The organism is Bacillus sp. R86525, assembly GCF_042466195.1.
Classification (GTDB): Bacteria; Bacillota; Bacilli; order Bacillales; family Bacillaceae_G; genus Bacillus_A; species Bacillus_A nitratireducens.
Genome location: NZ_JAXHPX010000007.1, coordinates 3,907,147 through 3,930,829 on the forward strand (window position 1 = coordinate 3,907,147; position 23,683 = coordinate 3,930,829).

Below are 23,683 nucleotides of genomic sequence, written 5' to 3' on the forward strand. Positions count from 1 at the left end.
AATTCTCAACGTATCAAAACACCTCATATTATACCACACGTTGCTAATGTTTCACAATAATATATACATTCTCTTGTAAGCGATGCGCAATACCGTCTAAAATCGCCTCTAAATTATTTGCAACAAATTCTAGTTCCTCTGTCGATTCACAAGTAAACAAAGGAGCACCACCTGCAAATTTCTCCGGTTTTGTTGTAATAACCGCGAGAATAACACTTTCTAACATCATCCCTTATCTCCCCTTCCTTTCGGAGCTTCTGATGACATATGAACGGCACTCTCTAATGTTGGTACATTTCCAATTACCCCTATCGCTTTTTCTACATCTTGATCTTGCGGCAGAACAAAAATCCCAACTCTCCCATCCTCTAAATCACGCTTCGCTAACGGTACAAGTGCCGGCGTTCCAGAATCTCTATATATTCCTAAAGCAACAGAAACATCATGTAAAATAGCTTGACGTTGTCCTAAGTTCGAGATTGTAACCATCGCATCTATCGATTTCGGTTTTAAAATAAATCCCATTCCATATTTCATAATTTCTTCTTGCCTTGCTGGTAATCCAATATTCATAATGTAAATATTATCAATATAAAGTCCCGCTCCTTCAAAACGAAGTGGAACGTGCTCAATTTCTACAAGATCATGAAGCCTTTTACCTGACATTAATTTTCTCGCAATGAAAAAACTTACCATACCAGTAATTACCCCAGCAATCCATGAATGGAATCCTATATATGCAAACGTTGTTACAAACGACGTTAACATCGCCAAATAGTTACGACTTTCAAAGACTAATGCAATCCCTTCAATGTATGTATTACCACGTGGTACGAGCTCATATCCATCTAATTGTTGAAGCGTATTTCTTTCCATATTACGCACATCACGAAATTGCGTCGCCGCTAACGTAAGAAATGTAATTGCAGAAAAATCTTTTTTCAAAATAGACGGAATCGCAATTGCCCCTAAGGCAGCCGCAATTAACCCCATCGCAATATGAATAATTTTCCCGTGAAGCCTCGTCGGATATTGCCTCGTATCGGTACGAAGCATTAACACCCTAGTTACCGTCCCGGCAATTACGCCACATAAAATGGCTGGTGTATATTCAGTCATGTATTACCCTCGCCCTTCTTTTACGCGTTTTCCTCTTAAATTGTTCCATATATACTGATACTTTTGTAATCCATAGTAAAATCGCCATAAATAAAGTAGAAACAGCAACAACATCAAAAAAGGCTAAACTGCCATATTCATAAGGAAAATGTAATTTATGAAAAATAAGCGTCACCAACAATTCTCCTTGTAACATCCCTATATACAAGGTGGACAATCTTAATTTGCGATCCCCGTACAATAAAATTGATGCATACACAAGTGCACCACTTAGCAGCAACAACCTATCAACCACAATCCAAATCGGATCATATACTTCTAACAAATGGAAACTTGTATATAACATTGCAATAATAAGCGCCGAAAGTAAGGCGTATAATTTTTTCCAAATAGAGTATAGCGTGATGCCTACAAAAGAAATAACACAAAGCAAAAGGGCATTTACCGATACAGTAAAAGAAGCAATCGTCACATTTAACGGGGAACAAATAATAAAAATTAATATACAAGCACTTATCTTCCAACGAATAGGTTCTTTTTTCATAAAAAAGGTCACGACAATCCACCCTATCCAAGCCACAAAATAAAAAGTACTCCCATCCATCATTTCACCTCCTATGTTTTCCATTATGGGAACTTTTTATGAAAGTTAATCCTACCTTTTCTTTGTGCATAGTTTTTCTCATAACAGCAAAACTTTTAATAAGGAGGTGGAACTCACAATGGGTAAAGATCGCCAAGAACGAAAGCTAAGAGAATCACGCCGCGTTGAATCTGATCGCGACCAATCACTTCAATATCCTGGTGCAACTAGTCTTGATACACCGGAGCAAGCTCGAAAGCAAAATCAGCACTAAAAATAAAAAAGACGGTTTCAGTATTGTATGAAACCGTCTTTTTTCGTATTTTTTTAATAAATTCTATTCATAATATAATTCTTTTGTTTTCGTATTAATATCTCAATCATAATATATTTCTCTTTTTTCATTCGTAGAATTATATAGAGCAATATCTCACTTCTTCATTTTATAAAAAAACCAACCACACGGTTGATTTTTCATCTCCTACTATAATGCGTAGTATCAATACCACGCTGCATTAACCAATGATACGTTTCGCCTTTTACAACAAGAGGTACAGATTGTAACTCTTCTATCGTCTTCGCGCCAAGAGCTGTCATAATAAATTTTAAATCTGTATGTAAAAGATCGATTTCATCCATTAACTTCTCGACACCATCTTGCATTAAAACACGTAAAAAGTACCCAGCAAACGCAGTTGTATTCGCCCCTAATGCGATTGCCTTTGCCACGTCAAGCGCTGTTTGTATACCCCCAGATGCAATAAAAGAGAGGTTATTATTTGTAGAGGTTGCTTCAATAATCGAGGTAGCTGTTTGTATGCCCCAGTTATTAAAATAAGAAAGCATTCGCTGTCTTCTTTCATTTTCAACGGCAGCAAAATTCGTACCACCTTGTCCACCAATATCAATTGCTGTTATACCTATACTCGCTAACTGCTGTACTGTTTCCTTACTCATTCCAAATCCCACTTCTTTTACAATGACAGGAACTTTACTTTTTAACACAATTTGTTCAATTCGCCGAAGTACACCCGTAAAATCACGGTCTCCTTCTGGCATCGTCAACTCTTGTATGACATTCAAATGAATTTGCAGTGCATTCGCTTCAATCATATCAACGGCACGCTCCGCCTGTTCGACAGTTGCCTCACTCCCCAAATTAGCAAAGAAAATGCCATTTGGGTTTACCTTTCTGACGATTTTATACGAAGCCGCCTCACTTTCATTTTTTAAGGCTGCCATTTGCGAACCTACAGCCATAGCAAGGTTATGATGTTTCGCTACATATGCTAATTGCTCATTAATATGTAATGTTTGCTCTCCTCCACCACCAGTCATCGCATTGATAAAAATCGGCGAACTTAGTGAAAGTTCGCCGATTTTCGTTTCACATGTTATAGTGTCATAACTTGAATTTGGCAAGCTTTGATGCACAAAATCAATATCATGAAAGCCATGCGTACGAGACTGACCAGTAGAAAGAGCATATTCAATATGATCTAATTTACGTTTTGCCCTTACCACTTGTACCCCTCTTTATTTCTTTAATTTTTTCAGTTGTTCACCAATAATATCACTTAACTGGAAAGTAGCCGAATCAGCATTTGGCTCATATTGGCTATAATCTTCTGTTACATTATTTTCTTCAAGCGTTTCTTTTATGCTTAAAGAAATACGTTTTTCTGCTACATGGACTTCAAGCACTTTCACTTTTACTTCTTGTCCCATTTCCAATACTTCATTTGGATTTTTCACGTGACGATTTGCAATTTGAGATACATGTACAAGCCCTTCAACACCAGGTAAAATTTCAACAAACGCACCGAATGTAACAAGGCGTTTTACTACTCCCTCACGAATATCTCCAGCTTTTATTTCGCCAGCAACATTTTCCCAAGGTCCTGGCTGAGCTGCTTTAATTGATAAAGAAATACGTTGTGTATCGGCATCAACAGATAGCACCTTTACTTTTACCTTTTGACCTTGCTCTAATACCTCAGAGGGTTGTTCTACACGTTCATGTGAAATTTGTGAAATGTGAACTAAACCATCCACACCACCAACGTTAACGAAAGCACCAAAATCCGTTAATCGTTGTACTGTCCCTTCAACAACATCTCCTTCTTTTAACGAAGAGATGGCTTCTTTTTTCTTAGAATCTAGTTCTAGTTCTACTACAGCTTTATGCGAAAGGATTACACGATTTTTTTCACGGTCTAATTCAACAATTTTCACCGCTAATGTTTTTCCTTTATAGTCAGCAAAGTCTTCTACATAATGTACTTCTACAAGTGAAGCTGGGATAAAACCACGAACACCAAGGTCCACAACTAATCCACCATTCACGATATCTTTTACAGTAACATCAAATACATAACCAGAATTAAATTTCTCTTGTAATTCTACCCACGCTTTTTCTGCGTCAACAGCACGTTTAGATAAGACAAGATCATCTTCTTCTAATTTAATAATTTTTAATTCAAGTGTTTGATCTAATTCTACAACATCGCTTGCTTTTTCAATATGAACGTTAGCTAATTCACTAATTGGAATTACGCCATCTGTTTTGTATCCAACATTTACAAGAACTTGTTTCTCTTCAACTTTCGTTACAGAACCTGTAACAACGTCACCAACTTGTAATTCTTTTGAATTCATAACTTCTTCATTCATTTTCTCTACCATGGAAATACCTCCCTACAGAATTGACAAAGCATTTTTATGTATATACGAAATGAAAACAAATGTTTTCATTTGCATGTTTAAGAATTTATCATCACATATTCTGTTTCAATACAGTTCACAAGAAACTATATTAAGCCTATATAAATAGTATACAGCAAAATCATCTTGAAGAAAGTATGATTTGAAATATAATAGCGAATATATTCTGACAGTTTTTTTCCTCTGTAACTAACTTCTTACAAATTAGCCCATTTGTCAAGAAAAGAGACTTATAATTCACGTATCCTTTACATTTCAAAAAAAATAAAGAAAGAGGATAGTCCTCTTTCTTTATTTCGCAAATACTCCTGAAACAATACCCATAATTTTTTGGACAACTTCTTCAATTGATAAAGAAGTTGTATCTAATTCCAATGCATCATCAGCTTTTTTCAAAGGAGAAACTTCACGTTCTGAATCTAATTTATCACGCCTAGCAATTTCTTCTTTTAACTGCTCTAAATTAGAATCGAAACCTTTATTCATATTTTCTAAATGTCTTCTTTCTGCTCTTTCTTCTACAGAAGCAAGCATAAAGATTTTCACTTCAGCATCTGGTAGTACATGTGTACCAATATCACGACCATCCATTACTACGCCGCCCTTTTCAGCTAATTCTTGTTGACGACGTACCATTTCTTCACGAACAAGACGATGCTTTGCTACAATAGATACGCGATTCGTCACATCAGGTGTACGAATCACTTCAGAAACATCTTGTCCATTTAAAAATACAAGTTGTGTATTTTCCCCTTGTTGAAATTCAATATTCACATTTTTTACAACTTCCATTAACTTTTCTTCATTTTCAATATCCACTTTTTGTTCAAGGGCTGCATATGTAATAGCACGGTACATTGCGCCTGTATCAATGTAAACATATGAAAGTTTTTTTGCAACAACTTTTGCAACTGTACTTTTCCCAGCAGCTGCTGGACCATCTATAGCAATCGAAATTCGTTTATCCATTGTAACACCTCATTTTTCACTTATAAAACAAAACGAAAAGCAGGTATTCTCCCCCTGCTTCTTCCCATTTGCTTCACGTCATTAAATCCTCAATTATTGTAGCATAATCCACCATAGAAGAAAATGAAAACTACTTATTCACCTGTAAGATTTCCGCCCTATTTTTCGTGACGACACCTTCGTAATAAACAATTTTCGATAAATATTTCACTGAAGATTTATGTATAAAAAGCAGTTGGACAATAGAAAGACAAATAAATTGAATCAGCAATATACGAATTATAATCCTTTCTACTTTTTCCAAAAAACTCACTCCTTCCTCTCTATACTTACACATTTAATTTCGTAAATTTATATAAACAAAACCTAATCTAGTAACCACTTGCCTGCGAACACCTAAAGCCATTCATTTTATTGTCATTTTCTAAGCATACTTTTATACATTTTCATTGTCGAATTTACTCAAAACATGTTATGTTCTAAATGTATTTTTCAACTTGAAAGGGGTATAAGCATTGAAAAGAATCCTAGTTTTACACACAGGCGGAACAATTGCAATGGAGGAAGATAAAGAAACTGGGGTTGTACAACCAGGTAAAAAGAATCCTCTTTTGAAATTTATTCCTGATTTAGAAGGCGATGTTGATTTAATTGTCGAAGATGTGTTCCATCTTCCATCTCCTCATATGACTCCTAGCGAAATGCTACAATTACAAGTCATTATTGACGAAAGAGTAAAACAAGATAATATTCACGGCGTAGTCATTACGCATGGTACCGATACATTAGAAGAGACAGCTTATTTTCTTGATTTAACAGTTCAAGCAACCATCCCAATCATCGTGACAGGAGCAATGCGTTCTAGTAATGAATTAGGTGCTGATGGTCTATATAATTTCTTATCAGCTGTAAAAGTTGCTAGCAGTAATGAAGCTGCTGAAAAAGGTGTTTTAGTCGTATTAAATGATGAAATACATTGCGCTACTAATGTAACAAAAACACATACAAGTAATGTTGCAACATTCCAAAGCCCACAGTATGGACCAATCGGCATGGTAACAAAACGCGGTGTTGTCTTCCATCACGCTTTAGTACATCACGAAACATACACAGTAAATAAAATCTCTAAAAACGTAGTTGTTCTAAAAGCATACGCTGGTATGGATGATACATTGTTAGCAGCAATTGAAAACCTTCCAGTAGATGGAATTGTTATTGAAGCACTTGGACAAGGTAATTTACCTCCACGAACACTTCCTAGTTTAGAACGATTAATAAGCAAAGGAATTCCTGTTGTATTAGTGTCTCGCTGTTTCAACGGTATCGTTCAAGATGTATATTCGTATGAAGGCGGGGGCAAACAACTAAAAGATATGGGCGTTATATTCACATACGGTTTAAACGCTCAAAAAGCACGTATTAAATTGTTAGTCGCATTAGAGAATACAAACTCTCATGAATCAATCCAGAATATGTATATGCACGATTAAAAAAGCAGCTGTCGAAGTTTTTTCGACAGCTGCTTTTTATTTTTCTCTTGATGCAATGGTTTGCGCAATCGCATCCCCATGAAATCTACCGTTCTCGATAAATATTTCATTTGCATTATTCCCAGCAGCAATTACACCTGCAATGAAAATATTTTCAGCGTTTGTTTCCATTCTATCCTCTGTATAAATCGGACGCCCTGTTTCTTCATCAATCCGAACACCCATCTTCGTTAAGAAGCTATGATCAGGATGGTAACCAGTCATCGCAAATACAAAATCATTTTGGATTGTAAAGGCTTCACCATCAACTGTAAAAGTTAATTTATGTTCAGTAATTTCTTTCACATGAGCCCCGAAATGCATTTGAATTGTCCCATTTCGTACTAAAGCCTCAAACTCCGGCAAGATCCACGGCTTAATACTTGGCGAATATTCTCCACCTCGGTATAGCACCGTTACACGCGCACCGGATTTAACAAGCTCTAACGCCGCATCTATACTTGAATTTTTACCACCTATTACAACGACATCTCGATCAAAATAAGGATGTCCTTCTTTGAAATAATGAGCTACTTTCTCAAGTTTCTCACCAGGCACATTCATATAATTCGGATTATCATAATATCCGGTTGCTATAACAATATATTTCGCGATATATATTTCTTTACTTCCGTCACGCTTTGTCGTCTCAACCCGAAAAACTTCTCCATCTTTTTGAACTTTCTCCACTCGTTCAAAAGCATTTACACGTACAGATTTACGCTTTACTACTTCACGATAATACGCAAGTGCTTGATTTCGAACTGGCTTACGATTTTCTGTAATAAAAGCTACATCACCAATTTCTAATTTTTCACTAGAAGAGAAAAATGTTTGATGAGTTGGATAATTATAAATCGCATTTACAATGCTTCCTTTTTCAATTACTAACGGATTTATCCCTACCTTTTGCAACGAAATTGCTGCTGCTAATCCGCACGGACCGCCTCCAATTATGATAGCTGTTTCTTTCTGCATACTCAGCTCACTCCTAGTCTTCTACCAATACGCTATTTATAAAAACAAGAAAAAACCTACTTACAGCAGTAGGCACCTATCTTTATTGTATTCATTTTTCATATATTTGTCATCTAAACGAAACGTACATCCGATAGACATCTGCTAAAAACTGCTGAAATTTAATACCTTGTTTCCCTAATACATTCTCAGGATCAATCTTTCTAGCTGGATCAAGTGTTTTATGTGATACGATATCTTTTTTCGGATTCAAACCGAAGTTTTGGCATAAATACGCATGATACCACGTAAAACGAGTATATGCTTCCCAAAAGTTAACATCACCGCCATAACAAAGTTCTACCCCAATGGCAGCCTTATTCGCATCATAACCATATAAGTCATTATCCGTCGGCACACCATATCTAACATGATACGCAACTTCATTTATAGGAATAATTTCCAATATTTTTTTGTCATCTATAAATGTATGCGCCGAAGCTTTCGGTTGTATTTCATTAAAGTAATCTCGATTCCCTATCGCATTGCTACCAGGATTCCCCGTATCATGACTTACAATAAACCTTACTTTAGAAAGAGGAATTCCCGGTCGTGAACTTCCATATCCAATATAGTTACGCTCTATAGGAAACATCGCCATTACTACCAACTCCCGCTTTAGAAGATTACCTTACTTCCTTATATGTATTCGGTAGCAATGTCCTTATAGCATATTTCTTATGCGAAGATAAAATCGAAAATATTTGATGTGAATACCATAAATAATAAAATACTTACAGCCACTCCATAAAAACCGTAAAACCAAACACAATCTTCTTTCGTATCTAAACCGAAAAATTTATTTACCGATTGTAATAATGTGCCACGCTTACTTTGTTTGTTTCGTAATACTTCCACTCGTTCTACAACATCTGCTGGCATCATAAATCTTTGGTCTACTGTCATTTTCATCATTTATCTCTCCTTAAAATCATTTCCGTTTTGCTTATCTAAGGAAAGTATAGCACGTTTGTTCGTGTAGAACAAGCGTTCTTTTTTATTTTTTATTCTATTTTTCAACAAGCCAAGTAATAATTGTGAATATAAACGCGATAATTGGTCCAACTACAAATGCACCAAATATTAAAAACAATAATCCTTCGCCGAACACCCGAACGATACTTGTTTTTCGGGCTCTCTTAACTCTTGCAAGTTCACCCTCTAACACCTTAACCTTTTCTTCTAATTGGTCTACTCGTTCCATCATTTCATTCCCCATATACAACACCTCATTTAATACTTCAACAAAAAAACGTGATTCCCTCGAAAGGAAATCACGTTTTCTCAAAACATTATATATTATACCCAACCTCTGAAGCGACTAGCTTCAGCCATTTTACGAACACCAACCATATACGCAGCTAAGCGCATGTTTACTTTACGAACTTGTGATGTTTCATAAATTGAATCGAATGATCTTACCATTACTTTTTCTAAACGTTGTTCTACTTCTTCCTCAGTCCAGTAGTAACCTTGGTTATTTTGTACCCACTCAAAGTAAGATACTGTAACGCCACCAGCACTTGCTAATACGTCTGGAACAAGTAAAATACCACGATCTGTTAAGATTTTTGTTGCTTCTAATGTAGTTGGGCCATTTGCAGCTTCAACCACAATTTTCGCTTTAATCTTATCAGCATTTTCTTCTGTAATTTGGTTCTCAATTGCAGCCGGAACTAAAATGTCGCAATCAAGTTCTAACAGTTCTTTGTTTGAAATTGTATTATTAAATAGTTTTGTTACAGTACCGAAGCTATCGCGACGATCTAGTAAGTAGTCAATATCTAATCCATTTGGATCATGTAATGCGCCATAAGCATCTGAAATTGCAATTACTTTTGCGCCTGCATCATGCATAAATTTAGCTAAGAAGCTACCTGCGTTACCGAATCCTTGAACAACAACGCGCGCACCTTTAATATCAATGTCACGTTTTTTCGCAGCTTCACGAATACAAATTGTTACACCTTTTGCAGTCGCTGTTTCACGTCCGTGTGATCCACCTAATACAAGTGGTTTACCTGTAATAAATCCTGGTGAATTAAATTCATCGATACGGCTATACTCATCCATCATCCATGCCATAATTTGTGAGTTTGTAAATACATCTGGAGCCGGAATATCTTTTGTCGGACCAACAATTTGGCTAATTGCTCGTACATAACCGCGGCTTAATCTTTCTAATTCACGGAAAGACATCTCACGTGGGTCACAAATGATTCCACCTTTACCTCCACCATATGGTAAATCAACAATACCACATTTTAAACTCATCCAAATAGAAAGTGCTTTCACTTCATTTTCTGTTACGTTTGGATGGAAGCGAATTCCACCTTTCGTTGGACCAACAGCATCATTATGTTGTGCACGATATCCTGTAAATATTTTAACAGTCCCGTCATCCATACGAACTGGAATTTTCACTGTCATCATACGAATTGGTTCTTTCAATAATTCATATACTTCGTTTGGATAACCCAATTTTTCTAATGCTTCATTAATTACAATTTGTGTTGAATTTAACAATTCAAAATGTTGTTCCCCTTGTTGTTGTGTTTTCGTTTGAGTTCCCTTTTCGGCTACCATAGTAAGTAAACCCCCTGTAATTTCACTTGTTTAGTAAACCTTCATTGCCTAGTATACACCGTTAAATTTGGAATGCAATAGAAAACGCTAACAAATATATACAAACTATTTTGCGTTGCAAGCGTTTTCACTATTATTATAGTCCTTTTATTGCTTTTAGAAAAGTAAAATACTTAAATATTTAAATATTTTTTATTTTCACCAAAATACATTCAATAAAATCAGTATTTCATCAAGAAATACTGATCAAATTTTCAAATACAGGTCGGCTAGTCTTGTTGCCTAAACTTCACTTTATAGATTTTAGATTTTCCAATCTTCAGCTGAATAAAAATAAAACCTCAAGCTACGTTACATTAGCTGAGGTTTTGCTTTTTCACAAAGTAATTGTATATTTGTTCAATTGCTTGAGAATCCATTAATTCTTTACCATATTCCATTACGCGGTAAATTGTTGCTGTTGACGGATTACCGTATTCCGCTAAAATAGCTATAAAATCTGCCTTCAATAATTGAAATTGCTCTTCTTCTTCTATCCAAAGATAAAAACGATTATCCCATGTATACAACTTCCCATCAGTTACACCAAGGTTATATAAGCGATTTGACAAATTGATTACATCATCTAATGTAGCAAACTCGTAAAGTATATGTTCACTTTCATCAAGAGTCACTTGCATTTCAATAAACTCGTCACGGAACTCATCTTCTGTGTCCACTTCCTGATTTTCTTTCGTTACAATTACAACCATACCTTGAGCTTGTAGAGAAAATACTTCCACAGCAATCGGACCATCCGCTTCAAACCCTAATTCTTTATTTGCTTCTTGCATCATATCCCGGAATAGTTGCTGTACTTTCGGTGCATTTCTCCATAAATCTTCTTTCGTTAATCCTCGTTCTGATAAATCATCAAATGTTAGGAAAATTTTGATCTTATTGTAATTTAAACGTTCCAGTCTCATCTCATACCCTCCCTACGTAACCATTGCATCTAATTTTTATTATATGAAATAGAAAATAGATGGTTCTTTTCGAACAACTATTCTGACATTTTTAGCCATCCATCCCATTCTTCTTTCGTGTTACCAATAAGGATATTTTGAAGATTTAATTGATCCCCCATGCTTTTTCTTCCTATAAAACCAACAAAGAGATTTTTATTTTTTGCTTGCAACAAATCAATAAATCTTACTGCCTCTTCAAGTTCTCGTTCATCATCAAAAGATATAAACAAATACTTAGGTTTCAATTGTTCAATAGCTAGTAAAATACCTTCTTCATCTAAACTTGTCCCCATATACATTGCTTGATATCCTTTTATTCGTAAATACGTCGCGAAAATAAATCCTTTTAATATATTATTTTCTAAAACGAAAACTTTGTTAACGGAAGAATACACTGATGCATTATGATAAATCATTCCTAGACGTGTTTGTAAGAATGATACAACATATTTGAATTGTGACATTGTAATCTCATTATTATTCTTTAAAATTAACAATTTGTTTGCCACTTGAAGAATGATACTTATAACAACCTTTTCCGTTGAATATATACTAAAAACCTCGTTTATTAATGCAGAAGTTTTAATTTCATCAAATTCTAACAAAGCTTGTAGTATATCGTCCACTAAAACAACTTCTTTATCAGTAATTTTTTCTATTTGAATGTTGTTCTGCAACCGATTCCCTTCTAATAACTGAACGGCTTGTCCAATCATCATCCCCTCAGAAACTTTGTTCATTAACCATTTCAAAATATGAATATGCTCTTCCGTATACAAACGATGCCCCGCATGATTTCTCTTTGGGGCAATAATATGATAGCGTCTTTCCCATGCGCGAAGTGTACTCGGTTGAATTCCGAGTATATTCGAAACAGCTTTTATATTATAGTTTCCATTTGAAGTTGGCATTATTTCCCTCCACACAACGTAATGATATGCGTTTGAGAAGGTGCCCGAAAACGAAGAGGAAACAATGTTGTTCCATACCCATTACTAACAAAGAGTGTCATATTAAAATGCTTATATATGCCACCCTTTAAGTGTTTTTCAGATGGAAACAACCGAATTTGTCCTCCATGTGTATGTCCACTTAACACGAGCGAAATTTGTTCTTTACCAGACATTTTCTTTATTATATCAGGGTTGTGACTAATTAAAATGCGAAAACCTTCTTCTTTACAATCAGCCAATGCTAAATCTAAACGATCTCGTTCTAATCCAACATCATCGATACCGAGCAAGCAAATTTTCTCTCCTAATTCAGACTCAAATACAACTCTTGTATTATCTAATACCTTCACATTATTTTCTAACAATAAAGCATCTAATTCGTGATATTCAATTTCATAATCATTATTTCCCCATACAAAATATACAGGGGCTACTTCTCTTAACTTTTGAATATTTAAAGAGATTTGCGATAAAGGTACTCCTTTTTCAGCTAAATCGCCGCCAATAATTACGATATCCGCTTTCCCTTTCACTCGTTCAATTAGCGAGCTAGAAATGACCCTTCTATGAATATCCGAAATAAAAAAAATATTAACTTTTTGAAAACTTTCCGGAAATTCTTCGAATACTAATGTATGTTCCAGCACAGTATTACGCATCGCTTCTTTATACATTCCAAGAAGACATACAAAACCAATGCATATGAGAGTACATAATAATATAATCCATGTCATATATTTTTTACTCTCCCTCCTCGTAAAGTATAGTCCTTCATTTTATATGCAGCTATATATCACTCATTTAACTAGCTCTCTTACTTCGCAGACTTATCTTTTATAGGAATTTTTAATTCTTGTCCTACTCTCACTTCGTCTTCTCGTAAATCATTATACTTTTTAATTACTTCCATCCCATTTTCATCTGAGAAATATTGCTTCGCTATACTTTTTAAACTTTCTCCATCTTTCACAATATGAGTTGCTACTTTCTCAGACTGCTTTTGAGAATCAGTCTTAGCTGAATCAAAGAAAATTACTTCAAACGCACTTTTCCCAGCATTATTACTATCACTTTTCACCTGCGTGTATTTATCTGTATACCATAGAATACTAATAGGTAACAATATGAATAAAAATGTTAAAACTCGGACGAAAATATGATTCATTTTAAACTTTGGTTTTTTCTCTTTATTTCTATGAATTTCACTACGCGGCGGCAAACCTTCATCTTCTTCCACTCGCTCAACTTCTAACTCCTCTTCAAAATCAGGAATTCGTTTTCTCATGTTGTTCACCACCACCTTCCATTTATTTTCTTAATTGGAGTCCCATTATAAAATCAACAAGAAAGTGTGCAAAGATTGTTATAAACAAATTTCCTGTCCACTCGAATACATAACCAAAAACAAAGCTAATAAAGCAGACGAAACAAAACAAAAAAGGCTTCGTTATATACCGAATATGTAACACAGCAAAAATTAAACTCGCTATTACAATTCCAAAATGAGTCTGCACTACACCTCTAAATAAAAACTCTTCCGCAAAGCCAATAATAAATGTGATAACGAGTAAATGCATGACAGAGATTCCTTGAAACATTCTATCGTTAATGCCACCATCATCAAACCAAGATTCTGGAAACACTCGCATTGCAACATAATCTAATAACACAATACAAATCGCTAATAAGCCACCTAGTACAAGTATAGAAATCGGTTCCCATTTCCACAAACTATAAACTTCTCTTTTATCTTGAAATAATATGTATGCTAGTAAACAACCGATACCAATAATGATTAGTTGTGTTATGTATAGATTCAGTCTTATTTCCCTCGGACTCATATCTTCAACATTTTGCCTTTGAATGTTCATCATTCCTCCATCTTCCCTAGGCCGAAAAGCTTTTGTAACTCTGTTTCCCAATTATAGTCGAAAACTGACTGTTGCGCTCGTCTTTTTTTATAATCTGTTTTTGTAATACCACAGTAATCACAACAGTTTTCTATCTCTTTTTCCTTTCTATAACCGAACTGTTTTAATAAATATTCACGCCTACATCCTTGAACTTGTATCCATGACTTCATATTTTCTAACTCACTATATTTATTACGCAGTCTCACTTCCACTTCCGCTATTAATCTGTGCATTATTTCATCCGACAAGCTCTCTAGCAGAAGATTTCGCTGTTGTATGATTCCAAGATGTTCGAGATGATAACGGATAAAACGCCAATATTGTTCATTAAATCTTGCTGCATTATAACAAATTTCCTCTACATCTTCTATTGGTAATACTTTCGTTTGAAACATTCTTTCTTGTAGTAACGAAAATAAAAATTGTATTTGTGATTTACTTGGCAATTCATCTTCAATGATTGAAATTGGCAAATCATGATCCAATGGACTACATAACAAAATGGCTATACTCGGTTCACCATCTCTCCCCGCTCTTCCAATTTCTTGTAAATAGGAAGCTACATTTGTCGGATATTGAAAATGAATAATATATCTTGTATTCGCCTTATTGACCCCCATCCCAAAAGCACTTGTACATATTACAATTTGCAACTGGTCATTCATAAACTGTTGTTGAATTAACATACGCTCTTCATGTTCCATACCACCATGATAAAAAGCTACACCTTCAATTCCTTTTCCTCTTAAATACTCGGTTAAACGCTCTGTCCAGGCCCTACTTGAACAATACACAATACCAGGTCCTTGCAAATACATTATATGCCCAAAAAGCGCCTCTTTTTTTTCTTCTATCGTTTCCACAAATTGCACTTCCATCGCAATATTTGGACGATCAATTGAATACACATGCTCAGCGATATTTTTTAGATTTAAACTTTCGGCTATATCTCGCAGTACATCCTTTGTAGCAGTTGCTGTTAATGCTAGTACATTTGGAGATCCGATACTCTCAATTACTTTATCTAATTTTTTATAATCTGGTCGAAAATCATATCCCCATTGTGAAATACAATGCGCTTCATCTACGACAAATAATGAAATATGTATTTTTTTCAATTCTCTTATTAGAAGTTCCGACTGCAACATCTCTGGTGATACGAAAACAAATTTATAAAAAGATAGCTTTTTCATTGCTTCTCTTTTTTCACTTAACGTCCGAAAACTATTAAATGCAATAACTCGATTTTTCACGACATACTTTAATTGCGTAACTTGGTCTTCCATTAAAGATAATAATGGTGATACAACAAGCACCGTCCCCTCTTGCAGAAGCCCCGGAAGTTGATAACACATTGACTTTCCCCTTCCAGTCGGAAGCATTGCTACAACATCTTTCCCTTCCAATAAGTCCGTAATAACTCCTTTTTGTCCCGGACGAAATTCAGAATATCCAAACCACTTATATAAATATTCCTCAAGCTTCATTAATACCCTCCATCCGTGCCAATACAAGACGGACTTCAAAATAAGAGATTCCCTCTCCAACCGCTTGCTTCAACACACGCAATTTACGTGTTTGTAATGCTTCAATTACTTTTGATACTTTTTCTATTTTTTCTTTTTCCATAAACATCTCAATAGAAAATTCTTTTTCTCGTAAAGCAATCTCCACAAAATGATCTTCTATCGTGGCAACCTTTAAATTCCGAATTGTCGCTATTTCTTCTAAAGAGCGTCCTTGTCTCCAAAAATTATATGTTTTTTTCGTTGATAAGCTAAATAAATCAGCTTTCTCATTTGGATAAGAAATAATTTCAGCTAATAATGGAAATTCATTTTCTTTATTGCGAACTTCTTGAATAAGGAAATGAATTGTACCCCAAAATAAAAAGTACACTCGAAATACATCTTGTTTCGTAATTTCCGCTAATTGTTGTAAAGTACACCCGATACGTTCATAGCCAGTTAACCGATATGTTACGATTGTCGCTTCTACTGAATTATTTTTTTGTAAAAGAGTATGCATCTCCTTCCACAATCTTTTAGCCAATTCATTTCTCGTATATGGTATTCCCATGAGAAAACGTTTTACCCACATCATGATTTCTGTATCCTGTTGAATTGGAATAAATTTCGCATTCGCCTGTTGTATATTCGAAATGGTTTGAACGATTAATGATAATCTCTTCCAAAACGTTTCACCTATTTCACCATAGTGTAAACCATGTAAATACGTCGGAAAGGCAAATTCATCTTCCCATTTGTTTAATTGCATGATACCCGCAGTCGTTAACACGTATGTATTATCATGTATAGATTGAACTAAATCCGTCTGTAACAACTTGGCAACTTCTTGATCATAATCAGCCCTATTTAATGATTTATAAATCCCAAACAAAAAAGAAATTTGAAACATATTCCCATCTTGTAATGTTTGCGACGATCTCTTTCCTTTTAACAAATAATAAATCGAAGAAACGGTTCTTTCACCATTCAATTGTTTTAAACAATATAATAAAGTATATTGTAGCTGCATTACCGCTTCCACCTTTCAGTCTAACTTCATTCCTTTTTCAATACGATCGCATTTAACTTATCATATTCACACTACATGCTTGTATATATTCTATTGTATCAAACGAAATAACATTTAAGTATTTTGAAAATCTTATGAAATAATTCAAAAACAAGTTGACACCCTAATTGATAAGCATTATCATTATAATTTTATGTTGAAAAGTTTTAAAAACCGTTTTACAATAAGGTTATAATTTTTTGACGAACTTTTCACATACATATTATCAGGAGGGAAAAAAGATGGCAAAATATACAATCGTTGATAAAGATACTTGTATTGCATGTGGTGCTTGTGGCGCTGCTGCACCAGACATTTATGACTATGATGATGAAGGCATTGCATTTGTAACATTAGACGATAACCAAGGTATCGTTGAAATTCCAGATGTATTAATTGAAGATATGATGGATGCATTCGAAGGCTGTCCAACTGACTCAATTAAAGTTGCTGACGAATCATTTGATGGCGACTCTTTAAAATTCGAATAGTCTTTTATTAACTTCAAAAAATGCCCCTCATATGGATGAGGGGCATTTTTTGTTTTCTATTTTCATTCTATTTAATAAAAAACCATTAGTAGTCCATACTACTAATGGTTTTATTTTATCCCGCTATTTGCGGGCAGTAAGACCCCTACCTCAAAATTCAACGAAAGCAAAGAAGTTAGGTGAGGGTCGGGCTGCCCGTAAATGCCCTATTGGTGAAGGCTAATAATCAGTGGGAGATGAACAAAACCCCCACTGATTAAAGTTTCACTTTATATTTTATGCATTATTCATTTTTGCAAACACCCATACTTTCAGGCGTGAGAATAACGCTACAAATACAATTGTCACTACAATTCCTTTAATCAAATTAAATGGTAAGATTGCCGTTACAACCGTTGTTTTTATAGCATCACTAGACATAGCTGGTGAATTTAAAAACCAAGTGTAAGCTGGGAATATGATGATGTAGTTTAATACACTCATGATTAACGCCATTGTAATTGTCCCTAGCATTAATCCTGTCGTTAAACTCTTTACAGTACGATACTTTCTAAATAAGAAAGCTGCTGGTCCAATAAATAAACATCCTGCAATAAAGTTTGCAATTTCTCCAACTGGCACTCCCGTTAAGCTTCCTTGAATTCCGTAATGTAAAATATTTTTTATCGCTTCTACAATTACTCCTGCAATCGGTCCAAAAATAATCGCCGCAATTAAAGCTGGCACATCACTAAAATCAATTTTTAAAAATGGCGGAAGCCCTGGGAATGGAAAATCCAACATCATTAGTAAATACGCAATACTACTTAGCATCGCTACACTCACCATCTGCACTACACTGTTTTTTTGTTTCATCTTTCTCTCTCCTTTTCCATCGATCTTCTCATGGAAAGTGGAAAGGTTCTGCTATGCCTATTTTTTCATAGAACGAAAAAACCCCTTTGCGATTTACACAAAGGGAGAGTTTTAAGGCACATCAAACAGACGTTCAAATACTTATCTTTTTTGAACGCTTGAACCTCCATCTTCTCCCATCCAGACTATACTGTCGGCTTTGGAATCACACCAAATCCTGCCTTAACGGCTCGCGGGCTTAGAACGAAATTATTAACTGTTCATCACCGCCGGTCGGGATTTTCACCCTGCCCCGAAGATAGACCGATATTCTATTTTCCATTTCATTATACAACAACATGATCGTATTGTGAACAAAAAAAGTGTAACTTATTAAAAATAAGTTATTAACTTTATATAACCAAAAATACAATCAATATATTTTACAATACAACCCATATTTTTTTATAATTCGGTATTTCTCTTATGAATCCCCTAGTCATATATCGTTAAAAGTGATAAGATGTTGAATTGTTAAGATAAGAACATTTTCTGAGTTATGGAGGAAATGTCATGAAAAAAGATAAAAGACACTCTATTCGAGAAGCAATGAAAAAGAACTTAAGAAAAGAATACTTTTATTTGAAAAAAGAATTACTTTTCTACTGTCCAATTGATCTAGGCACATTCTCAAGAGAGACATACTACGCTACTTTTGACCAAGATGGCATAAGTATTTATCAGTACGATAAAAAAACAGAAAGTAAATTAAAATTGTGTGAGCGTCATCCATGGAAGAGTTGGAATAAGGTAAAAGTTGATCACTATTTAACAACTTCTCAATTTATTTTCCAAGGTGAGCGAAACTGGATTTTATCCCTTTTCCAAAAAGGAAAAGAAGCTCAAAAAATAATTGAAGAACATACATCTTTACAAATTGAAGTTGTTTCCCGTCCTTTTTCCAAGAAACTTCCTGGTTTCCGTTCTAATACACCATTGAATAAATACATCGGTAGCATTTGTTACACTGCACTTATTGCATTTTTATTAAAATGGATGATTCCATTTCAAGCACCACAAATCGCCCTGTATTCTCTTTCAATTGGCTTTATGCTTCTTGGTTTACTTTGTCTTACAATTGGTCTAATCGAACCAACTATCGTACTATTTCGGACAAAAGAAAAAACAAGAACAAAAGTTTTTTACTTATATAGCTACTTAGCTATTTCTGGATTTATATGTGTCTTTATTTTTTGGTAAAAGAAACCGTCCCAAAAGATTTTTTGGGACGGTTTTTCGTTAGGAATAGGTCACTCTTATCTTCGTATGTTATTGCTAAGTCAACATTTCTTGTCGAAACGTCGATATAAATTCATTTACTATCGTATTCTTAAAAATCTATTCAAAAGTTATACTTTGGGAAGTTCCCTTTACTTAACGTATAGTTGTTGGTTCGGATAGATTAGCTCTTGTCGTAATCCATTTTTCACTTTGATTTCCTCAACTGTCATACTAAATCTCCGAGCAATACTAACTAAAGTATCACCTTTTTGTACAACATATAATGATGATGACACGACTTGATTTCTTTGTTCATTTAAAACAAGCAACGGATTCATCGCATTCCTTTTCTCCATCGTCCATCTTCCTTGATGCACTTCTAAATGTAAATGTGCTCCTCGCGATTCTCCTGTATTCCCTACCTCTCCAATTCGCTCTCCTTTTGAAATATTATCCCCTTGAACTACATATCTCTTATTTAAATGCGCATAAACAGCCTCATATTCTCCATGTTTAATAAACACAACATTTCCATAACTACTTGAAAAATAAGACTTTGTCACCTTACCATTTTGAATAGCTGCAACAGGCGTTCCAATGGACGCAGCTATATCAATACCATAGTGTTTCCCGTGTCTTGTCCCAAAATAATCACTTACCTGCCCATCAACAGGCCATATCCACTGATTCTCTTCAGCGTAAACATGTAATTGAGATAAAAATAATATACTCAATATCACCACGCCACATTTTAACGCTTTCATATACATCCTCCGTTTTCTAATAACCGTCATACCTTCTCTATTGTGGGATATTACAGAAGAAAGTATACAAAAAAAAGGAAGTGAATTACTCCACTTCCTTCTCTTTTTTATTGCGAAAAACAAGTGCACTGCGGTTATATTCCACATCTTTCACTTGCAAACGCGCATTTATTACTCTAGCTACCGCAAACAAATAATCAGATAACCTATTTACATACTTTAGAACAATGTCATTGGTTTCTCCTTCTTTTTGCAATGACACTATACAACGTTCTGCTCTTCTTATAACTGTACGTGCAATGTGTATTGCAGCTGATCCCTCGCTACCACCTGGTAAAATAAAACGTTCTAATGGCGGCGCCTCTTCTGTATAAGAATCAATTTTTCTCTCTAAATACTCGACCATCTCTATCTTTACTTTATAGGGGATTTTCTTCTCTACTATTGCTAAATCTCCTCCACAATCAAATAGTTCATGTTGAATATTTTCTAGCTCGTTATAAATATCACGAAAACATTCCTCTTGCAATTTTGACAGCGCGTATCCGATATGAGAATTCGCCTCATCAATTGTGCCATAAGCTTCTACACGTATATGATCTTTATCCACTCGGCCACCTATTACACTCGTTTCCCCTTTATCTCCTGTTTTTGTATAAAGTTTCATTTCATTATGACACCTCTCTTTTCATACTGATTATTAAAGAAAAAAACTCTACCATTCTTTATTTAATTGAACTTACAAAAAAATAAAAAACAGTAGAGCTTTTATTCATTATCACTTTTTAAAAACATACATATCTAAATTATACGATTTGGTAAATATACAGAGAATGTGGTTCCTTCTCCAACGACACTGGATACAGAAATTTTCCCATCATGACCTTGAACAATATTTTTAGCAATCGCAAGCCCTAGTCCAGTTCCAACCTTTTTCCCACGCGTTCTCGCTTTGTCAGCTTTATAGAACCGATCGAACAAGAATGGAATATCTTCTTCTGGAATACCCGCACCTGAATCCTGCACTTCAAAAGTAAGGCCACTATTTTCCGTATTAATTACAAGTGTAACATGTCCACCCGCATTTGTATGACGGATTGCATTATCAATTAAATTCGTCAATACCTGCTCCATACGATCTGCATCAAACGGATATTGTTCAATTGGGCTTTGGAAATCAACTGTTAATTGAACTTCTTTATCCTTTGCAATCCCTTGGAATTTACGGCCAATTTTTTCGACAAATGGATGAATATCTACTTCACCAATATGTAACTCTACGTGACCACTTTCCATACGAGCTAAATCTAATAATTCATTTACAAGCTTACCTAAACGAACGGATTCATCATAAATGATTTGAACAAACTCATTAATTTCCTCTTTCGTTTGCACAATATCATCTAAAATCGCTTCACTATACCCTTGAAGCATGACCATCGGTGTACGAAGTTCATGTGATACATTCGCGATAAAGTCTTGACGCATCTTCTCAAGACGACGTTCTTCCGTCATATCACGCAACACTGCTACAGCTCCACGAATTTTCGTTTGATTGTAAAGCGGCGTCATAAGAACTACGTAGTTACCTTTTTGCAAATTAATTTCAACAACTTGTTGTTGCTCACTTTCTACAACGAGATGGAATAACTCAACAAGTTCAGAAGGTAGTTTTTTACTTAGCTCTATCTCTTTTTCTTCTTGCCAAACTTGTAAGAAATGTTCGGCCGGTGGATTAATAACTACGACTGCACCTTCTTGATTTAACGTAATAACCCCATCTGCCATACTACTCAAAATACTAGCTAACTGTTCTTTTTCTTGCTGCAAAGCATTCATATTAAACTTCAACTGTTTCCCCATTTGATTTAAGGCCGTTGCAAGCTCACCAATTTCATCCTGAGAAACCATAGGAGCCTTTGCATCAAACTTCCCACGTGCCACCTCAAAAGCAACCTCACGCATTTTACGAAGCGGTGCTGTAATTCGAGTAGATAAGAAGAACGCAAAGAAGGTTGTTAATATAATCGCAATCCCAGCCGATAAGAAAATAAAATCAGTCGTTCTCTCCATACCTTGTATCGGCACTTGTAATGATTCATATACGAACACTGCACTTTGATTTTTTGATTGCACCGGTTTTCCGACGATCATAATATCATTTTCAGTATTTTTATTCTTCCTACTATTAGAAGCTTTTCTAATGTTATTTTTAATTTCTTTTTTGTCTTTAAATACAGCAGCTAATTCTTTATCTTCTTTTAAATCATCTATTGTTAGAGTAACTAACCCTTCTTGTTTCGGAGAAGAGGAAATCTCCTTACCATCTTCTACAATAATGATTCTTGAAAGTGGATCAGAGAATTTGTACGCGATATTCTCAATCGTTTTTACATCGGCACCTTCTTCAATTAACTCTGAAACACTAGTTGCAACTTTTTGAAGCCTAGCTTCACTCATATCAACATAATATGTTCTAAAAAACTGCGAAAGTAAAATCGCAACAAATCCAAGAACAAACGAAACGAGAAGTAATATGGTCATCCATAACTTCCCTACTACACTTCTCCAAAGCATCAGTCGTTCACAACCTCAAACTTGTAACCAACGCCCCAAACGGTAACAATCATCTTCGCAGCATCTGGTGATTTTTTACTTAACTTCTCACGTAAACGCTTTACATGCGTATCAACTGTACGTAAATCTCCGAAGAATTCGTATTGCCATACTTCTTTTAACAATTGCTCACGGTCAAACACTTTATCTGGAGCTTTCGCTAAGAATAATAGTAATTCATACTCTTTCGGTGTTAAATTCACTTCATTACCATCTGCTGTAACACGATGTGCGTCGTTATCAATTGTTAAATGTGGGAACACGGTAACATCTTTTGTCGTTGTATCTTGTGTAAAGAATGTTGTTGGCACAGCACGGCGTAATACCGCTTTCACACGAAGCACTACTTCACGAGGGCTAAATGGTTTCACGATATAATCATCAGTTCCTACCTCAAACCCTTGTACCCGATTTACTTCTTCACCTTTTGCTGTCAGCATAATAATTGGTGTCGCTTTCTTCTCACGAACCCCTTTGCACACTTCGATACCATCTTTACCAGGCATCATAAGATCTAATAAGATTAAATCATAATCATTTTGTAAGGCCATTTCTAAAGCTGTATCACCATTATCAGCTTCTTCAATTGTGTATTGCTCTCTTTCTAAATACATTTTCAATAAGCGACGAATACGATCCTCATCGTCTACAATTAATATTCTTGATTCATTTTCCATTTCTACCCGCTACGCATTTTAGCGCAACGGTTCACACCTACCC

At 35.1% G+C, this 23,683-nt stretch carries 28 protein-coding genes and 1 riboswitch; of the genes, 4 read left to right on the plus strand and 24 right to left on the minus strand.

The window, feature by feature from the left end:
* Positions 1–43: 43 nt before the first annotated feature.
* Genes SJY24_RS22780 through SJY24_RS22790 form a run of 3 tightly spaced genes read right to left on the minus strand, consistent with a single transcriptional unit; the run spans position 44 to position 1,723 of the window.
* Positions 44–229, minus strand: coding sequence for a capping complex subunit for YIEGIA (locus SJY24_RS22780; RefSeq protein WP_000979049.1), 186 nt, complete (start codon positions 227–229; stop codon positions 44–46).
* Entirely contained in the window at positions 226–1,119 is an 894-nt protein-coding gene (locus SJY24_RS22785; RefSeq protein WP_377866282.1) for a YIEGIA family protein, read from the minus strand. Before SJY24_RS22785 ends, SJY24_RS22780 begins: the two co-directional genes overlap by 4 nt.
* Complete coding sequence (locus tag SJY24_RS22790) at positions 1,112–1,723, minus strand: YphA family membrane protein (RefSeq protein ID WP_377866283.1); 612 nt, start codon at positions 1,721–1,723, stop codon at positions 1,112–1,114. Before SJY24_RS22790 ends, SJY24_RS22785 begins: the two co-directional genes overlap by 8 nt.
* Positions 1,724–1,841: 118 nt before the next feature.
* On the opposite strand from SJY24_RS22790, the gene SJY24_RS22795 reads away from it, so the two are divergent.
* On the plus strand, positions 1,842–1,976 hold the full coding sequence (locus SJY24_RS22795; protein ID WP_000513901.1) for a YpzI family protein: 135 nt from the start codon (positions 1,842–1,844) through the stop codon (positions 1,974–1,976).
* Positions 1,977–2,176: 200 nt separating this feature from the next.
* On the opposite strand, the gene SJY24_RS22800 is transcribed toward SJY24_RS22795, so the two are convergent.
* The 4 genes from SJY24_RS22800 to SJY24_RS22815 all read right to left on the minus strand — a co-directional run bounded on the left by SJY24_RS22800 (position 2,177) and on the right by SJY24_RS22815 (position 5,699).
* A complete protein-coding gene (locus tag SJY24_RS22800) occupies positions 2,177–3,226 on the minus strand; it encodes a type 2 isopentenyl-diphosphate Delta-isomerase (RefSeq protein WP_000251052.1) in 1,050 nt (349 codons plus the stop codon).
* A 12-nt stretch (positions 3,227–3,238) separates the two neighbouring features.
* Positions 3,239–4,387: a 30S ribosomal protein S1 gene (gene rpsA / locus SJY24_RS22805; RefSeq protein WP_000229578.1), complete on the minus strand. Its 1,149-nt coding sequence runs from the start codon at positions 4,385–4,387 to the stop codon at positions 3,239–3,241.
* A 330-nt stretch (positions 4,388–4,717) separates the two neighbouring features.
* Positions 4,718–5,395, minus strand: a complete 678-nt coding sequence (gene cmk, locus SJY24_RS22810; protein WP_000361260.1) for a (d)CMP kinase — start codon at positions 5,393–5,395, stop codon at positions 4,718–4,720.
* Positions 5,396–5,525: 130 nt separating this feature from the next.
* The gene (locus SJY24_RS22815; protein ID WP_098665667.1) at positions 5,526–5,699 is read right to left on the minus strand and encodes a DUF5359 family protein; all 174 of its coding nucleotides are present in this window, start codon (positions 5,697–5,699) and stop codon (positions 5,526–5,528) included.
* A 211-nt stretch (positions 5,700–5,910) separates the two neighbouring features.
* Here SJY24_RS22815 and ansA point away from each other — a divergent pair, with 211 nt between their 5' ends.
* Positions 5,911–6,885, plus strand: a complete 975-nt coding sequence (gene ansA / locus SJY24_RS22820; RefSeq protein ID WP_377866284.1) for an asparaginase — start codon at positions 5,911–5,913, stop codon at positions 6,883–6,885.
* Between the two features lie 36 nt (positions 6,886–6,921).
* Here ansA and SJY24_RS22825 read toward each other — a convergent pair whose 3' ends face one another.
* The 12 genes from SJY24_RS22825 to SJY24_RS22880 all read right to left on the minus strand — a co-directional run bounded on the left by SJY24_RS22825 (position 6,922) and on the right by SJY24_RS22880 (position 16,938).
* Complete coding sequence (locus tag SJY24_RS22825) at positions 6,922–7,902, minus strand: YpdA family putative bacillithiol disulfide reductase (RefSeq protein ID WP_377866285.1); 981 nt, start codon at positions 7,900–7,902, stop codon at positions 6,922–6,924.
* Between the two features lie 109 nt (positions 7,903–8,011).
* Positions 8,012–8,542 (minus strand): peptidoglycan recognition protein family protein, encoded by a 531-nt coding sequence (locus SJY24_RS22830; RefSeq protein ID WP_002064514.1) that lies wholly within the window; start codon positions 8,540–8,542, stop codon positions 8,012–8,014.
* Positions 8,543–8,619: 77 nt separating this feature from the next.
* Positions 8,620–8,856 carry a DUF3961 domain-containing protein gene (locus tag SJY24_RS22835; protein WP_002075213.1) on the minus strand — a complete coding sequence of 79 codons (237 nt, stop codon included), beginning with the start codon at positions 8,854–8,856 and terminating at the stop codon, positions 8,620–8,622.
* Positions 8,857–8,950: 94 nt separating this feature from the next.
* The gene (locus SJY24_RS22840) at positions 8,951–9,160 is read right to left on the minus strand and encodes a hypothetical protein (protein WP_000526180.1); all 210 of its coding nucleotides are present in this window, start codon (positions 9,158–9,160) and stop codon (positions 8,951–8,953) included.
* A gap of 80 nt (positions 9,161–9,240) precedes the next feature.
* Positions 9,241–10,527, minus strand: a complete 1,287-nt coding sequence (gene gudB, locus SJY24_RS22845) for an NAD-specific glutamate dehydrogenase (protein WP_071744887.1) — start codon at positions 10,525–10,527, stop codon at positions 9,241–9,243.
* Positions 10,528–10,883: 356 nt separating this feature from the next.
* Complete coding sequence (locus SJY24_RS22850) at positions 10,884–11,492, minus strand: genetic competence negative regulator (RefSeq protein ID WP_377866286.1); 609 nt, start codon at positions 11,490–11,492, stop codon at positions 10,884–10,886.
* A 77-nt stretch (positions 11,493–11,569) separates the two neighbouring features.
* Positions 11,570–12,445: a MerR family transcriptional regulator gene (locus SJY24_RS22855; protein ID WP_377866287.1), complete on the minus strand. Its 876-nt coding sequence runs from the start codon at positions 12,443–12,445 to the stop codon at positions 11,570–11,572.
* Positions 12,445–13,221: a metallophosphoesterase gene (locus SJY24_RS22860; protein WP_377866288.1), complete on the minus strand. Its 777-nt coding sequence runs from the start codon at positions 13,219–13,221 to the stop codon at positions 12,445–12,447. Before SJY24_RS22860 ends, SJY24_RS22855 begins: the two co-directional genes overlap by 1 nt.
* Before the next feature lie 80 nt (positions 13,222–13,301).
* Positions 13,302–13,772 (minus strand): LysM peptidoglycan-binding domain-containing protein, encoded by a 471-nt coding sequence (locus SJY24_RS22865; RefSeq protein ID WP_098762991.1) that lies wholly within the window; start codon positions 13,770–13,772, stop codon positions 13,302–13,304.
* Between the two features lie 22 nt (positions 13,773–13,794).
* Positions 13,795–14,358 (minus strand): CPBP family intramembrane glutamic endopeptidase, encoded by a 564-nt coding sequence (locus tag SJY24_RS22870; protein ID WP_001025786.1) that lies wholly within the window; start codon positions 14,356–14,358, stop codon positions 13,795–13,797.
* The gene (locus tag SJY24_RS22875) at positions 14,358–15,887 is read right to left on the minus strand and encodes a RecQ family ATP-dependent DNA helicase (RefSeq protein WP_377866289.1); all 1,530 of its coding nucleotides are present in this window, start codon (positions 15,885–15,887) and stop codon (positions 14,358–14,360) included. Before SJY24_RS22875 ends, SJY24_RS22870 begins: the two co-directional genes overlap by 1 nt.
* A complete protein-coding gene (locus SJY24_RS22880) occupies positions 15,877–16,938 on the minus strand; it encodes a YpbB family protein (protein ID WP_377866290.1) in 1,062 nt (353 codons plus the stop codon). Before SJY24_RS22880 ends, SJY24_RS22875 begins: the two co-directional genes overlap by 11 nt.
* A 281-nt stretch (positions 16,939–17,219) precedes the next feature.
* Here SJY24_RS22880 and SJY24_RS22885 point away from each other — a divergent pair, with 281 nt between their 5' ends.
* The gene (locus tag SJY24_RS22885) at positions 17,220–17,468 is read left to right on the plus strand and encodes a ferredoxin (protein WP_001151994.1); all 249 of its coding nucleotides are present in this window, start codon (positions 17,220–17,222) and stop codon (positions 17,466–17,468) included.
* 276 nt (positions 17,469–17,744) lie between these two features.
* On the opposite strand, the gene SJY24_RS22890 is transcribed toward SJY24_RS22885, so the two are convergent.
* On the minus strand, positions 17,745–18,323 hold the full coding sequence (locus SJY24_RS22890; protein WP_000810848.1) for an ECF transporter S component: 579 nt from the start codon (positions 18,321–18,323) through the stop codon (positions 17,745–17,747).
* A 164-nt stretch (positions 18,324–18,487) separates the two neighbouring features.
* Positions 18,488–18,627: riboswitch (FMN riboswitch) on the minus strand.
* 248 nt (positions 18,628–18,875) lie between these two features.
* Here SJY24_RS22890 and SJY24_RS22895 point away from each other — a divergent pair.
* The gene (locus SJY24_RS22895) at positions 18,876–19,562 is read left to right on the plus strand and encodes a hypothetical protein (RefSeq protein ID WP_000710841.1); all 687 of its coding nucleotides are present in this window, start codon (positions 18,876–18,878) and stop codon (positions 19,560–19,562) included.
* Between the two features lie 170 nt (positions 19,563–19,732).
* Here the strand turns inward: SJY24_RS22895 and SJY24_RS22900 are convergent, their stop codons facing one another.
* The 4 genes from SJY24_RS22900 to resD form a co-directional block, all read right to left on the minus strand.
* Positions 19,733–20,347 (minus strand): peptidoglycan DD-metalloendopeptidase family protein, encoded by a 615-nt coding sequence (locus SJY24_RS22900; protein ID WP_377866291.1) that lies wholly within the window; start codon positions 20,345–20,347, stop codon positions 19,733–19,735.
* An 85-nt stretch (positions 20,348–20,432) separates the two neighbouring features.
* Positions 20,433–21,014, minus strand: a complete 582-nt coding sequence (locus tag SJY24_RS22905) for a cob(I)yrinic acid a,c-diamide adenosyltransferase (protein ID WP_377866292.1) — start codon at positions 21,012–21,014, stop codon at positions 20,433–20,435.
* A gap of 134 nt (positions 21,015–21,148) precedes the next feature.
* Positions 21,149–22,924: a sensor histidine kinase ResE gene (resE, locus tag SJY24_RS22910; protein WP_080119866.1), complete on the minus strand. Its 1,776-nt coding sequence runs from the start codon at positions 22,922–22,924 to the stop codon at positions 21,149–21,151.
* Positions 22,924–23,640, minus strand: a complete 717-nt coding sequence (gene resD, locus SJY24_RS22915; RefSeq protein WP_000426861.1) for a DNA-binding response regulator ResD — start codon at positions 23,638–23,640, stop codon at positions 22,924–22,926. Before resD ends, resE begins: the two co-directional genes overlap by 1 nt.
* Positions 23,641–23,683: the final 43 nt, after the last annotated feature.